9 protein-coding genes and 1 tRNA gene are annotated in these 13,023 nt (G+C 63.5%); 5 read left to right on the plus strand and 5 right to left on the minus strand.

The window, feature by feature from the left end:
- Positions 1 to 18: 18 nt before the first annotated feature.
- The 4 genes from Thiosp_RS08935 (at position 19) to pmbA (ending at position 8,217) form a co-directional block, all read left to right on the plus strand.
- The gene (locus Thiosp_RS08935; protein WP_201067904.1) at positions 19 to 4,278 is read left to right on the plus strand and encodes a YhdP family protein; all 4,260 of its coding nucleotides are present in this window, start codon (positions 19 to 21) and stop codon (positions 4,276 to 4,278) included.
- Positions 4,279 to 4,447: 169 nt separating this feature from the next.
- Positions 4,448 to 5,290, plus strand: a complete 843-nt coding sequence (locus tag Thiosp_RS08940; protein WP_201067903.1) for a carbon-nitrogen hydrolase family protein — start codon at positions 4,448 to 4,450, stop codon at positions 5,288 to 5,290.
- A gap of 80 nt (positions 5,291 to 5,370) precedes the next feature.
- The gene (gene tldD, locus Thiosp_RS08945) at positions 5,371 to 6,825 is read left to right on the plus strand and encodes a metalloprotease TldD (RefSeq protein WP_201067902.1); all 1,455 of its coding nucleotides are present in this window, start codon (positions 5,371 to 5,373) and stop codon (positions 6,823 to 6,825) included.
- Between the two features lie 39 nt (positions 6,826 to 6,864).
- Positions 6,865 to 8,217, plus strand: a complete 1,353-nt coding sequence (gene pmbA / locus Thiosp_RS08950; RefSeq protein WP_201067901.1) for a metalloprotease PmbA — start codon at positions 6,865 to 6,867, stop codon at positions 8,215 to 8,217.
- A gap of 56 nt (positions 8,218 to 8,273) precedes the next feature.
- Here pmbA and Thiosp_RS08955 read toward each other — a convergent pair whose 3' ends face one another.
- Both Thiosp_RS08955 and Thiosp_RS08960 read right to left on the minus strand, forming a co-directional pair.
- On the minus strand, positions 8,274 to 8,651 hold the full coding sequence (locus Thiosp_RS08955; protein WP_201067900.1) for a type II toxin-antitoxin system VapC family toxin: 378 nt from the start codon (positions 8,649 to 8,651) through the stop codon (positions 8,274 to 8,276).
- Positions 8,651 to 8,899: a type II toxin-antitoxin system Phd/YefM family antitoxin gene (locus tag Thiosp_RS08960; RefSeq protein ID WP_201067899.1), complete on the minus strand. Its 249-nt coding sequence runs from the start codon at positions 8,897 to 8,899 to the stop codon at positions 8,651 to 8,653. Before Thiosp_RS08960 ends, Thiosp_RS08955 begins: the two co-directional genes overlap by 1 nt.
- A gap of 329 nt (positions 8,900 to 9,228) precedes the next feature.
- Between Thiosp_RS08960 and Thiosp_RS08965 the strand changes: the two genes are divergently transcribed.
- Positions 9,229 to 9,304 (plus strand) — tRNA-Phe (locus Thiosp_RS08965).
- A 524-nt stretch (positions 9,305 to 9,828) separates the two neighbouring features.
- Here Thiosp_RS08965 and Thiosp_RS08970 read toward each other — a convergent pair.
- The 3 genes from Thiosp_RS08970 to Thiosp_RS08980 all read right to left on the minus strand — a co-directional run bounded on the left by Thiosp_RS08970 (position 9,829) and on the right by Thiosp_RS08980 (position 12,928).
- Positions 9,829 to 10,104, minus strand: coding sequence for a hypothetical protein (locus tag Thiosp_RS08970; protein WP_201067898.1), 276 nt, complete (start codon positions 10,102 to 10,104; stop codon positions 9,829 to 9,831).
- Between the two features lie 201 nt (positions 10,105 to 10,305).
- Positions 10,306 to 11,379 (minus strand): phytoene/squalene synthase family protein, encoded by a 1,074-nt coding sequence (locus Thiosp_RS08975; RefSeq protein WP_201067897.1) that lies wholly within the window; start codon positions 11,377 to 11,379, stop codon positions 10,306 to 10,308.
- Positions 11,360 to 12,928: a phytoene desaturase gene (locus Thiosp_RS08980; protein WP_201067896.1), complete on the minus strand. Its 1,569-nt coding sequence runs from the start codon at positions 12,926 to 12,928 to the stop codon at positions 11,360 to 11,362. Before Thiosp_RS08980 ends, Thiosp_RS08975 begins: the two co-directional genes overlap by 20 nt.
- Positions 12,929 to 13,023: the final 95 nt, after the last annotated feature.

Raw genomic sequence — 13,023 nt, forward strand, 5'->3', positions numbered from 1 at the left:
CCTAGCTGAGCCTTATCAATGAAGCGCTTCGCGCTCGCTGCCATTTTCCACACGCGGCGGTTTGCCGTCGTGACCGTGCTGGCGCTCGCCGCGCTGCTGCTCGTCGCCCGCGCTCTGGTGCCTTTTGCCGAGGGCCTGCGCGGCGAGCTGGCGACCCACTTGGGCGACCTGCTTGGCATGCGGGTCGAGGTTGGCGCGCTGACGGTGCGCCTGGAGGGCTGGTCGCCGCGGCTGACGCTCACGGACGTGAAACTGAGCGATCGCTTAAGTGATCAGGCCGAGTTCAGCGTGCGTGAGCTGCGACTCGACCTTGATCTGTTGTCCACCTGGGGTGCGCGTCGTCTGCGCATCGAGGGGCTGACGCTGGTCGGTGCCGATTTCGAGCTGCGCCGCGATGCCGAGGGACGCCTTCTGATCAGCGGCCTGCAAGGGCTCGGAGGCGGCAAGGATCCCGGTGCGCTGAAATTCTTCCTGCGTGAAGGGCACTTTGCCCTGACCGACAGCCGCCTGTATTGGACCGATAATTTCACCGGCGCGGCAACCATCGTGGTGAACATCGACCAGCTGTTGGTGGTCAATCGCGAGCAGCAGCATCTGCTGCGACTCGAGGCCCAACTGGCGGCGGATGCCGACACTCGCGTCGGGGCGCGCGGGCGGCTGCGCGGCGCGGCCGATGACCTGAGCAGTTGGTCTGGTGAGCTCTACGTCCGTCTTGACAGCCGCCAGGACCAGATTCCGTTACTGCAGTCGCGCCTGCCACGCGGTCTCGGACTGCAGCTTTCGGGCCTGCGGGTGGAGACCTGGTCGCAGTTGGACAGCGGCCAGCCGGTCGAGGTGCTGGCGCGGCTGCGCGCTGATGCGTTGCAAATCGAGCGCGAGCCGGGCGAGATCAATGCCGCCGCTGCCAATGCCCCCGCTGCCAATGCCGCCGCGACACCCGCAGCCGCATGGGAACTCGAAGGCGTGAGCGGCCTGCTGCAGTGGTCACGCCACGGAGCAAGCAGCCGGCTGCGGCTGGCTGATCTGCGCGCGCGCGGTTTCGGTAGCAGCCCGTTGTCCATCGGGCTGTTGCTTGCGCCGCTAGCGGATGCATCCGATGTGACCAAAACAGCGTCTGGTGCGGCTGACGCAGACAGCGGGACATCCGCTAACGGCGCTCAGGCACCATCTGGAGCAACGGCAAGCGCATTACCGGCAACCGCAGCACCGGCAACCCGGCACTTGCTTGGCGGAATGGGCGACATGGACCTGGCAGTTCTGCTCCGGCTCGCGCGCCTGGTGGTGCCCGAGCGGCTGGCTGAGCTGCCGGGGAATCTGGCGCTGGAGTCCACCCAAGGGCGCCTAGAGCGCCTGGTTTTCTCTCTCGATCTGCCCAGCACCGGATTCGTGCCTGCACGCTGGCGTGTGAAAGGTGCGCTCAACGGCATCGGCATTGAGCCCAAGTCCGGTAGACCCGGTGTGCACGGGCTGGCGCTTGAATTCGACGCCGAGCCCCAGCGGGGCTTCGCGGATGCGGACATGCGTTACGGCGTGCTCGACCTGCGTCCGCAACTGGCCGAGCCAACGCCGGTTAGACGCCTGAGCGCGCAGCTTGGCTGGCGTATCGAGCCAGCCGGTTCGCTGCGCCTGCAGGTGCCCGATTTCCGCCTTAGCACACCGGATCTGGGCGCCGTGCTTGACGCCGAGCTGTGCCTGCATCCTTCTGCCAGTCCCTATGTCGATCTGCACCTGCAGCTAACCGATGCCGATGCCAGCGCGATCGGGCGCTATCTGCCGGTGCGGGTGCTCGATCCGCCGCTAGTCGATTGGCTCAATCGCGCAGTGCGGGGCGGGCGCGTGACCAAGGGTGACTTCCTGCTGAGCGGGGACATGGGGTATTTTCCGTTCGACGACAGCCAGGGTCGTTTCGTGATGGATTTGGAGATTGAGGATGCCACCCTGGATTACTCCGCACCAGCCCCCGATAAGCATCCGAAACCACGCTGGCCGGCGCTAGAGGGGCTTGATGCTGAAGTCCGCATCGTCAACCGGCGGCTGGACATCACCGCCTCGAGTGGGCGTTTTCTGGACAGTGAGCTGCTCGAAGGGTCGGCCAGCATGCCGAATCTCTGGCAGCCGGAGCGGATTATCATTAAGGCGCGCGGGCAGGGACCGTTCACCGACGGGCGCCTTATACTGCTCGAAAGCCCGCTCGAGCCCCAGCTCGGGTGGCTTGGGCGGGCCTTCGCGGTCGAGGGTGAGCTTGGCATCGCGCTCGAGCTTGGCGTGCCTTTCAGCCGAGATGCGGAGGTGGACTACAAAGGCGCGCTGCAATGGAGTACTCAGGCCAGTGCGCGTTTCGATCCAGGGGAGGGGCTGGAACCCCTCGCTCTCAACGACATCCAGGGGCAGCTGGATTTTTCCAACGACGGCGTTGAAGCACAGGGCATCAAGGCGCGACTTGGCGAGCAGCCGATTGTTGTGAATGTGAGTACCCTGCCGGCCGATGCGCAAAATGCGGCCGCGCGCACCCGGGTGGAGATCCAGGGCCAGGCGCCCCTGACGGTGCTGTCACAGGCCTTTCCCAGTCCGTTCTGGGATCTGGTGACCGGTGATCCGCACTGGCAGTTCGCGATCGATCTGTCGAACCAGGATTTTGCCAACGCCAGCGCGCCCATCAATCTGGCACTCAGCTCGGATCTCAAAGGCGTCAGTCTTAACCTGCCGCCCCCTCTCGGCAAGGCGGCCGAAGCGCAGATGCCGGTGCGTCTTGACACGCAGCTTATCGGGCAGAGTCTCACCCAACCGGCGCTGCGACTGGGTCCGCTGCGGGCGCGCTTGGCGCTGAATCAAACTTCAGGAAAACCGCCGGCGCTGCAAAGCGCTGCCATCGCCTTCAACGCCGAGCCGCCGGCACCGCCAGGCGCGCGCGGATTAAGTCTCAGCGGTCGCCTGCCGTCGCTGGACCTGGGTCTGTGGCTCGACTGGTGGCAAGCCAATGGTGACAGACTGGGGCAGGGCGATCAGACCTTCGCGGTGCGCTCGGATGGCATCGAGATCGGGCGCCTGTCATTGGGAGAACTTCAGTTTCGCGATCTGACCGCCGCCTTTGCGCCAACGTCCGATGGCGGCATGCAGGTGCGCTTTCGCGCCAGCGACAACGCCGGCACCCTTGGCCTGCCGCCGGCGGGTTCCGGCGCACCGGTGCGGCTCGAGCTCGCCAACTGGCGCTTGGAAAACCCGGTAGCCAAGTCGCCAGGCGCTGCCCCTGCGACAACACCCAAGCCAGCGCGCGAAATGATCGACCCACGCCGACTCGGCCCGCTGGTGATCAGCATCGATGCGCTTGAATGGGGGGAGTATCCTTTAGGGCACTTTGCGGTGCGTCTGGTCCCCGATAAGAGCGGCGTCAGCTTCCAAGACATGGAACTGGCCGGCCCCTTGATCCAGGCAAAAGGGCAGGGTACCTGGCGCGCCAATCCAATCGGCGGCTACACAACCGCGCTCAAGCTCGCGATCAACAGCCCTAATGGCGGGGATTTGCTGCGTGAGCTCAAACTCTACCAGGGATTGGACGGCAGTCAGGCAGACATCACGGCTGATCTCCAATGGCTTGGCGATCCGGGCGCTTTCGGACCGGCCAGCGTGGCGGGCGAGGTGCAGGTTGATTTCAAGGCCGGGCGGCTGCTGGATGTCGACCCGGGTGTCGGGCGCGTTCTCGGCTTTCTCAACCCTGCCGCCATTCAACGGCGTTTGCGCCTGGATTTTCGCGACGTGACGGATGAAGGTTTTGATTTCGACAGCGCGACTGGAGAATTCACGCTAGAAGAAGGGATTGCGCGAATACTGCGCTTCGAGTTGCTGTCCTCGACCGCAGATATTCGCATTCAGGGAGCCTCCAATCTGATCGAGGAAACCTTCGACCAGACGGTGATGGTCACGCCCAAGGTTGGCTCGGGCGTTGCGCTTGCGAGCGCTGTGGCCGGCGGCCCCTTGGTGGGAGCGGCGGTTCTGCTGGCGGATACGGTCGCCGGCGGGGCGGTCGATCGCCTGACGCAGCACCAGTACAAAATCACCGGCCCATGGCGCGAGCCAAAGGTCGAATCGCTTGGAATGACCGCTGATGACGCAGCTAAACGGGCGGTCTCCGACGCGGCGGCGGGGATCGCGCACGAGGCTGGTCTCGGCACATGGAGCGGGCGAGGTTCGCAAGCTGACAAGGCGTCGACCGCACCGCCCAAGGCATCTGTGCGACCGCAAGCGAGCGAGCCGGAGAACTTGTTTCTCGATAACTTTTGATTGACTGCTTGAGACCGCCTGGGCGCGAGGACGGCTGTGCGCGCTGCTGCGGTGCGGCAAAGGTGACAATGGCTTGACCATGCCGCGTCCGATCGACGAAGCTTGGCGCATGCCTGTCGCGCGAGCACAGCAATCCCCGGCAAATGAAACCGACAGCGAGCCCTAGCCTATGAGCAAGCCAATGCGCGCCGCGGCCATTCAGATGGCCTCCGGCCCAAGCGTGGATTCCAATTTGATCGAAGTCGAGCGCCTGATCAAAGAGGCGGCGGAGATGGGCGCTGCCCTGGTCGTGCTGCCCGAGAACTTCGCCTTCATGGGCAAGAAGGATCAGGATCAACTCGGCATCGCCGAGCCGCCGGGCAAGGGTCCCTTGCAGGAGTTTCTGTCTGGCATCGCCGACCGCCTGGGCATCTGGCTGGTGGGCGGCACCATCCCGCTGCAAGCCTCGGCACCCGATCGGGTTCGCTCCGCCGCGCTGGTGTTCGATGCCTCCGGCCAGCAGGTGGCGCGATACGATAAGATGCACTTGTTTGATGTCAGCCTGCCGGGCTCCGAGGAGCGCTATCACGAGTCAGCCACCATCGAGCCCGGAGACAGCCTGACCGTGGTCGAGACGCCGCTGGGACGACTCGGCGTCGCGGTCTGCTACGACCTGCGCTTTCCCGAGCTGTGTCGCCAGATGCTGGACCAAGGCGTCGAGTTGCTGGCGATTCCCTCGTCCTTCACGGCGCTGACCGGCAAGGCCCACTGGGAGGTACTGGTGCGCGCCCGCGCGATTGAGAATCTGGCCTATGTCGTCGCCGCGGCCCAGGGCGGTTATCATCTCAACGGGCGCGAGACGCACGGACACAGCATGATCGTCGACCCCTGGGGCGCCATTCTGGCGCAGGTCCCGCGCGGCAGCGGCTGCATTTGCTGCCCGATTGACCTCGGCTTCCAGCAGTCGGTGCGCCGCAGCTTCCCGGTGCTGGATCACCGGCGTTTGAAATGTCAGCTGGCTGCCGACACCTAATGCAAAAATCAATCAGCCGGCAGCCGCCACGCGCGTTCATCGCGGGCCGGACCTTCCCAACCACGGATTCCCTTTACCCAATGCACGATACTCTCGCCCTTGCTCGCGACCGGATCTTAGCCCCGGTCGGCCTCGCAGAAAACGACCTTGACCGGCTGATCGGCGCGCTGCGCAGTCCGCGGGTGGATGCCGCCGATATCTATTTTCAAAGCAGCCGACTGCAGTCGTGGACGCTGGAAGACGGCATCATCAAGGACGGGCATTTCAATATCGAGCGCGGCGCCGGGCTGCGCGCCATCAGCGGCGAGAAAACTGGCTTTGCCTATTCCGACGAGCTGGAGCTACCGGCGCTGACACAGGCCGCTGAAGCCGCGCGGGCCATTGCGCGGTCGCATGCCGACGGGCAGGTTGGCATTGTGGCAGGCGCGCTGCCTGGTGCCTCGGTCGCGCGTCGTTATCAGCCCATCGACCCGATCGACAGCCTGCCCGATGCGGACAAGGTCGCCTTGCTCAAACGCGTCGACGCCGAAGCGCGCCGCACCGATGCGCGGGTAAAGGAGGTCATCGTCAGTCTGGTCGCCGTGCAGGACACCATCTTGGTGGTGCGCGACGATGGCCAGATGAGCGCAGACGTGCGCCCGCTGATGCGGCTCAATGTCAACGTCATTGTCGAGCAGGACGGCCGCCGCGAGCAGGGCTCCATGGGCGGCGGCGCGCGGCGCGATCTCGGCTATTTGCTCGAGCAGGACCGCGCCCTTGGCTTCGCGCGCGAGGCCGTGCGTCAGGCGCTGCTCAAGCTCGATGCGGTGGACGCGCCCGCCGGCAGCATGACTGTGGTGCTCGGCAGCGGCTGGCCCGGCGTGCTCCTGCACGAGGCAGTCGGCCATGGGCTCGAGGGCGACTTCAACCGCAAGGGCACCTCTGCCTTCGCCGGGCGCATGGGCGAGCAAGTCGCGGCCAAGGGTGTCACCGTTGTGGATGACGGCACCATGGACGGCCGGCGCGGTTCACTCAGCATCGACGACGAGGGCGAGCCGACCCAGTGCACCACCCTGATCGAGGACGGCATTCTGGTCGGCTACATGCAGGACCGGCTGAACGCTCGGCTGATGAAAACCCGGCCCACCGGCAACGGACGGCGCGAGTCCTATGCCCATCTGCCCATGCCACGCATGACCAACACCTATATGCTTGCCAGCCAGTATGACCCGCAGGAAATCATCGCCTCGGTCGAAAAAGGGCTCTATGCCGTCAACTTCGGCGGCGGGCAGGTCGATATCACCTCGGGTAAGTTCGTGTTCTCCGCCAGCGAGGCCTATCTGATCGAGAACGGCAAAATTGGCCGTCCAGTCAAGGGTGCCACGCTCATCGGCAACGGACCCGACGTGCTCCGGCGCGTCAGCATGGTCGGCAATGATCTGGCGCTCGACCCCGGCATCGGCACCTGTGGCAAGGACGGGCAAAGCGTCCCGGTCGGCGTCGGCCAGCCGACGCTGAAGGTCGATAGCCTCACCGTCGGCGGCACCGAAGCCTGAGGGGAGCCATTTTTAGTGAGTGACTTGATGAAGGATTCCATGACCACTGCCTGCACCATCGATCAGCAGGGCGAACAACTCGCCGGATTGCGCCAGACGCTTGAGGACCTCCTCGGCGAGGCCAAGCGTGGCGGTGCCAGCGCCGCCGAGGCGGTGGTGACCACCAGCACCGGGCTTGAGATCTCGGTGCGGCTCGGCGAAGTCGAGACGGTCGAGCATACGCGCGACCACGGGCTTGGCATCACGGTCTATTTTGGCCGCCGCAGCGGCTCGGCGAGTACCTCGGACTTCAGCCCGGCGGCTGTGCGCGATGCGGTGCAGCGTGCCTGCAATCTCGCCCGCCATACGCAGGAGGACCCATGCGCCGGACTGCCTGAGGCGTCCATGATGGCGACCGAGGTGCTCGACCTCGATTTGCACCACCCCTGGGCGCTGAGCGTCGATGATGCCGCAGCGCTGGCCATCGCCTGCGAAGACTCGGCCCGCGCCACCGACCCGCGCATCGTCAACTCCGACGGGGCCAGCCTTTCAACCCATGCCGGCTTGAAAATCTATGGCAACAGCCATGGCTTCATCGGCGGCTATCCCAGCACCCGCCATGGCATCAGCTGCGCCGTGGTCGGTCGGCAAGACGACCAGATGCAGCGCGACTACTGGTGGACCAGCGCGCGTGCGTCAGAGGACCTGCAGGCAGCGGCTGAGGTTGGAAGCGAGGCGGCGCGGCGCACGGTGGCGCGGCTCGGCGGCCGACGCATCGGCACCTGCAAGGCCCGGGTGCTGTTTCGCGCCGATGTCGCCACCAGCCTGCTGCGCGGACTGGTCAGCGCCATCAGCGGCGGCAACCTGTACCGCAAGTCGAGCTTCCTGCTCGATCAGCTCGGAGAGCACATTTTTCCATCCTGGGTGGAGGTCTTCGAGCAACCGCATCTCCCGCGCGGCCTGGCCAGCGCACCCTTCGATGGCGACGGTCTTCCCACCCGGGCCAAGCACTTCGTCACTGGCGGTGAATTGCAAAGCTATGTGCTCGATCACTACTCCGCTTGCCGCTTGGGCATGACCAGCACCGCCAACGCCGGCGGCCCGCGCAATCTCAGTATCGGCATGGGCGAGCTCGACCGCAACGGCATGCTGCGCGAGCTGGGCACCGGCTTGTTCGTCACCGAGTTGATGGGGCAGGGCGTGAACATCGTCACCGGCGACTATTCGCGCGGCGCCTCCGGCTTCTGGATCGAGAACGGCGAGATTCAGTACCCAGTGGAAGAAGTCACCATCGCCGGCAACCTCAAGACCATGTTCCAGAACCTGGTCGCCGTCGGCAACGACTGCGACTACCCCGGCAGCACCCGCACCGGCTCCTGGCTGATCGAGCGCATGACCATCGCCGGCGACTGATAGAGAACCGCCGACCCGATCTTAAGGGCGCTTGTGAAACAGCCGGGACTGGCCAGCTAGGGTCTGAACACTTCAATCTCCAGCCCGTCGATCATGCGGTAGTGTTTATCTTTGGCGGTGACCAAGGTCGCGCCCAATGAAACGGCGGTGGCGCCAATCAGCGCGTCGGCCATTTGCAGACCGTGACTGAGGGCGTATGCCTCCATCAAGAAGATCGCTCTGCCAGAGATTTCTTGATCCAGTGGTTGGATATTTGCATTCCAGTAATTGAGCGACCTGCGCAAGAGGCTCAACTCCGCTTTGTCTCGTACCCCCTGGATCAGTTCCATGTAGGTGATCGCGGACAAGATAAACCCTCCCGCATGGTCAAGCAGATCCGCGGCCGTTGCATTGCCGCGAAGGTTCCAGATCAGGACATCCGTGTCGATGAGCATCAGGCGAAACTCCGCGGTTTGCGCATCGCCCGGACTTCTTCGTCAACATCGAGGCTTTCCCCATCGCTGGCATCGGCCCAAAGACCAAAGGCGGGATTGCGCTCTGAACGAGGGGCAGTCGGTGCCTCGAATGCCGTCAGCATTGCGCGGGGCTTGCCGCGAAAGGTGATGATCACCTGCTCACCGCGCTCAGTGGCGGCGATCAGCTCGCGGGTGTGCAGGCGAAGGTCTTTGGTTGTGGCTTGCATTCTCAGATCCCCATAGAGTTACACTTCAAAGTGTAACTCTATGGGGCGAGTGCTTCAAGCGTGACTGCGTGACGATCCAGCTGGCTGTTCTGATCCCGCCTCTTCTGGGCGGGTGTGAGTGGCGCGTTTTGGGCCGGGGTTCTGATCTGGCGGGATATGACAAATAAGCGAGTAGCGACCGACGCAAGTCCACAGCCTGATCCCGTGACGCGCCAATACGACAAAGCGGAAAATCTGCCTGCTGGTCTTGACCCAAAGAGCAAAAAGCGCTGTAATAGCAGGCTTCGGTCGCGGCGCAATTCCCCAGTGCCCACCCGTCATTTCTGCACGCCCAGGTAGCTCAGTTGGTAGAGCAGTGGACTGAAAATCCTCGTGTCGGTGGTTCGATTCCGCCCCTGGGCACCAAATTTCAAGCGCTTTGGTCGCAGAGTTTTCGGCACCAGTTCTCGCAAACTCAGTAAGCTAGGGCCGTGCGTAGCTGATCAGGTTTCAGTGGCGGCTTCCCTTGGCGACTGATAGAATCCATCTCGGCGCCGGGTTTTAGTATTCGTGTCAGGCGGGTATTTGTTGGCGTTTTGCGGGCTTGATTCCTGCGCCCTGTTAACAAGCTGCAGGGGAGATCGATGACTGAATACCACGACCAAGTTAGGAAGGTTGCCGCGAAGTTGAAGGAAATCGAGGGAGACCTCAAGAGTCCGAATTATTTGCATACGGACTTATACAACTATACCGATGGGACATTGAATTTGCGGATTGACGCAAGAATGGACCATGACGACATCCTTCGGTTGACGAAGGTCTTATGCTACCTCCGCAAGGTCATGATCGATCAGCCGCCGACGACGTCAATTACCAGACTCTAGAATCCTCGACGCCTTCCCGGCGGTATTCCCCCTGCGGTAACCCCCCTTCGGTATTTCCGAAAGCAATCAACTTTCCCCTCCCTTGTCGCCACTCTCTGGCTCAGAATCCTGCGCTGATGACGTGTCGGGGTTGTCTTCGGCTGAGGTGAAGGCGCTGCTGTAGAAGGTTTGCATCATCAGCGAGTATGCAAAGGCGCCGGCAAAGAAGAGCAGACTCAGAATATCGAAAATGGAAATGCGCCTTGGCCCGTCCATCACCAGCGCGATGGCGGCAACGCCGAGTGCGCCCATCACGACCGCCAGGGCGACGACCGGGGCGCAGCCGCTGGCAAAGCGCTGCATGCTTGGGTTTGGGCGCGGGGCGTCATCCGCGGGCGTGGTTGGGTCCAGCTTCTGCTGAGACCCGCCATGGTCGCTTACCTCCCTTGCGGCCTGTCTCTCAGTGCGCTGCCGCAGTACCTCGTTGCGACGCCTGAATGCAGCAAACAGGTACCAAATTCCAAAAGCTGTGAAAACGAGGCCGAGGATGGAGGGCATGGGGTATTAGCTGCTGACGGCGGCTGCCTGATTTAAGCCACCGGCTTGGGCGCGCTCGCGTTCTTCGAGCTGGTGGAAAAGGTCCAGCACCCAGAGTACCTTGCCGCTGACGGTGCCATCCGTCAGTTCCGGGTCTTCGATCGCCAGCGCATCGACCAAGAAGCGATTTTCTTCCAGTGGCTCGGCTGTGCAGACGGCTTTTATGGGTAGGGGCGTGACCGCCATGGCGCGCCCGAGCAGGGTCATCTTGCGTGCCGGACTGACGACTGCGCGCTGGGAGACTGAGTCATAGCCGTTGCGGGCGATTTCCTGGCCGATCTCGGCATAGAGCAGGCGGGCGGCATAGATGCCCGGACGGCAGCTGGTGGGCAGCTTGGCGATGCCGGCCTCGGCGCGCTGGTAGAGCTCATCGGCGGTGTCGAGCATGCGTTTGACGACGTCGCGGATGACCTCGTTGAAGACCGGGCGTTGCAGCCATGCGTCGGGGTCCAGACCCGCCTCGCGCAGCCAATCAAGCGGTAGGTAGATGCGGCCGTTGCGCGCATCCTCGCCGACATCACGGCAGATGTTGCTGATCTGCATCGCGGTGCCGAGGTCGCAGGCACGGGCAAGCACCGAGGGGGAGCGTACGCCCATGATGGCGGCCATCATGGCGCCGACGGCGGCGGCGACCCGCGAGGAGTAGGCATAAACGCCGGACAGGTCTTGATAGACCCGGCCTTCGGCATCCCATTCGAAGCCTTCCAGCAGCGCCTCGGGCAGCTCGCGCGGGATGTCGAAGCGCTCGATGGCACCGGCGAAGGCGCGGTCGGCCGGGTCGTTGATCGGCTCGCCCCGGTAGGCGCGGTCGAGGCGGTCGCGCAGGCCGGCGAGTGCCACCTGATGATCCTCGGGGTTGTCGTCAATGGCGTCGTCGGCCAGGCGGCAGAAAGCATAGAGCGCTGTGGCCGGTTCGCGCAGCCGTTTAGGCAGGAAGAAGGAGGCAGCGTAAAAGGACTTGGAGCCGTTGCTCAGAAGCTTGCGGCAGGCGAGCAGATCGGCCGGATCGGCGAAGCTGGAATCATTGATGAACAGAGGCATCGGGGACCACCGTATCGAGCACGCGCGCGGAAGAAATCACACCGGGTACACCGGCGCCGGGATGGGTACCGGCACCGACGAAATAGAGCCGGTCGACTTCCTCGCTCAGGTTGTGGGGACGGAACCAGGCACTCTGAAGGAGAACAGGCTCCAGGCTAAAGCCAGCACCCATGGTCGAGAGCAGGCGTTGTTCGAAATCTTTGGGTGTGGTGACCCGGGAGACGGCGATGTTGTCGCTTAGCCCAGGCAGCACGGTATTTTCGAGATGTTTGGCGATGGCCGCGCGGAAAGGCTCGGCGCGTTCGGCCCAGTCGACATCGGCACCGAGGTGGGGCACCGGGGCGAGGACATAGAAGGTGTCGCAGCCCTCGGGCGCCACGGATGGGTCGGTGGCCGTCGGGCGGTGCAGGTAGAGGCTGAAATCATCCGCCAGCACTTTGCGATGGAAGATGTCATCGAGCAGGCCGCGATAGCGCGGGCCGAGCAAAATCGTATGGTGCTTAACATCCGGATATTGGCGTTTGGTGCCGAAATACCAGACGAAGAGCCCGTTGGAATACTGTGCTTTTTTCAGCTTGGCGTCGGTCCAGCGCTGGCGTTTCACCGAGGGTAGCAGGTGCTGGTAGGTCCAGGCCACCTCGGCGTTGCAGACGACGATCTCGGCCGGGACCGTCTCGCCATTGGTCAGGCGCACGCCGTTAGCGCGGGGCTTACCTTTGTTGTTGCCTGCGCTTTTGGCCGTGGTGATTTCTGCAGCCTCGGCGTTATAGCGGATGCTGCCGCCCTGGCCTTCGATCAGCTTCACCAGGCCTTGCACAATGGCTCCGGTGCCGCCGATGGCAGAATGCACGCCCCAATGGCGCTCCAGATACGAGATGAGCGCGTAGATGGAAGTGACCGAGAAAGGATTGCCGCCGATCAGCAGTGGATGGAAGCTCAAGGCTACGCGCAGGCGCTCGTCTTTGACGAAGCTCGAGACCATGCTGTAGACGCTGCGATAGCTCTGCAACGCGACCATTTTCGGGACGATGCGCGCCATGTCGGTCCAGTGCGTGAAGGGCACATGGCCAAGCTCCTCGAAACCGACGCGGAAGATGTTCTTGCTGGTTTTGATGAAGCGGTCATAGCCGGCGACATCCCCCGGCGCCAGGCGCCGGACCTGGTCGCGCATGGCCTCGGCATCGCCATTGGTATCGAAGATATCGCCATCGTCGAAGCGAATCCGATAGAAGGGGTCCATCGGGCGCAGGTCGATGTCATCCTGGAAGCGCCGGCCGCACAGGTTCCATAACTCTTCCAACAGGAAGGGCGCGGTGATGATGGTCGGCCCGGCGTCGAAGCTGTAGCCGTCGATGTGATGCACATAGGCGCGCCCGCCAGGGGCGTCGAGCTTCTCGAGCACGGTGACTCGATAGCCACGCGCGCCGAGGCGAATGGCTGCTGCCAAACCACCGAAGCCGCTGCCGATAACGACAGCCAGCGGTTTTGCCTGGGCTCCGGAGAGAGTTCCCGAGGAGGATGTTGTGGGGCTGGGCGCCGGGTTGCTCAAAGTGTCAATTCACATGGATGTCAATCTGTCCTGACAGTATAGCAGCCCGAAAGCGTCTGCGACTACGGGTGGCAGTCGTTTTTGCAAGGATTTTT

The sequence above is a fragment of the Thiorhodovibrio litoralis genome, assembly GCF_033954455.1.
Lineage (GTDB): Bacteria > Pseudomonadota > Gammaproteobacteria > Chromatiales > Chromatiaceae > Thiorhodovibrio > Thiorhodovibrio litoralis.

What these genes read in the sequence shown, in the direction of transcription:
- pmbA (WP_201067901.1), top strand. Translation starts at nt 6,865, where the DNA reads ATGACCACTGCCTGCACCATCGATCAGCAGGGCGAACAACTCGCCGGA.
- Thiosp_RS08970 (WP_201067898.1), bottom strand. Translation starts at nt 10,104, where the DNA reads ATGCAGCGCTTTGCCAGCGGCTGCGCCCCGGTCGTCGCCCTGGCGGTC.
- Thiosp_RS08940 (WP_201067903.1), top strand. Translation starts at nt 4,448, where the DNA reads ATGAGCAAGCCAATGCGCGCCGCGGCCATTCAGATGGCCTCCGGCCCA.
- tldD (WP_201067902.1), top strand. Translation starts at nt 5,371, where the DNA reads ATGCACGATACTCTCGCCCTTGCTCGCGACCGGATCTTAGCCCCGGTC.
- Thiosp_RS08960 (WP_201067899.1), bottom strand. Translation starts at nt 8,899, where the DNA reads ATGCAAGCCACAACCAAAGACCTTCGCCTGCACACCCGCGAGCTGATC.
- Thiosp_RS08955 (WP_201067900.1), bottom strand. Translation starts at nt 8,651, where the DNA reads ATGCTCATCGACACGGATGTCCTGATCTGGAACCTTCGCGGCAATGCA.
- Thiosp_RS08935 (WP_201067904.1), top strand. Translation starts at nt 19, where the DNA reads ATGAAGCGCTTCGCGCTCGCTGCCATTTTCCACACGCGGCGGTTTGCC.
- Thiosp_RS08975 (WP_201067897.1), bottom strand. Translation starts at nt 11,379, where the DNA reads ATGCCTCTGTTCATCAATGATTCCAGCTTCGCCGATCCGGCCGATCTG.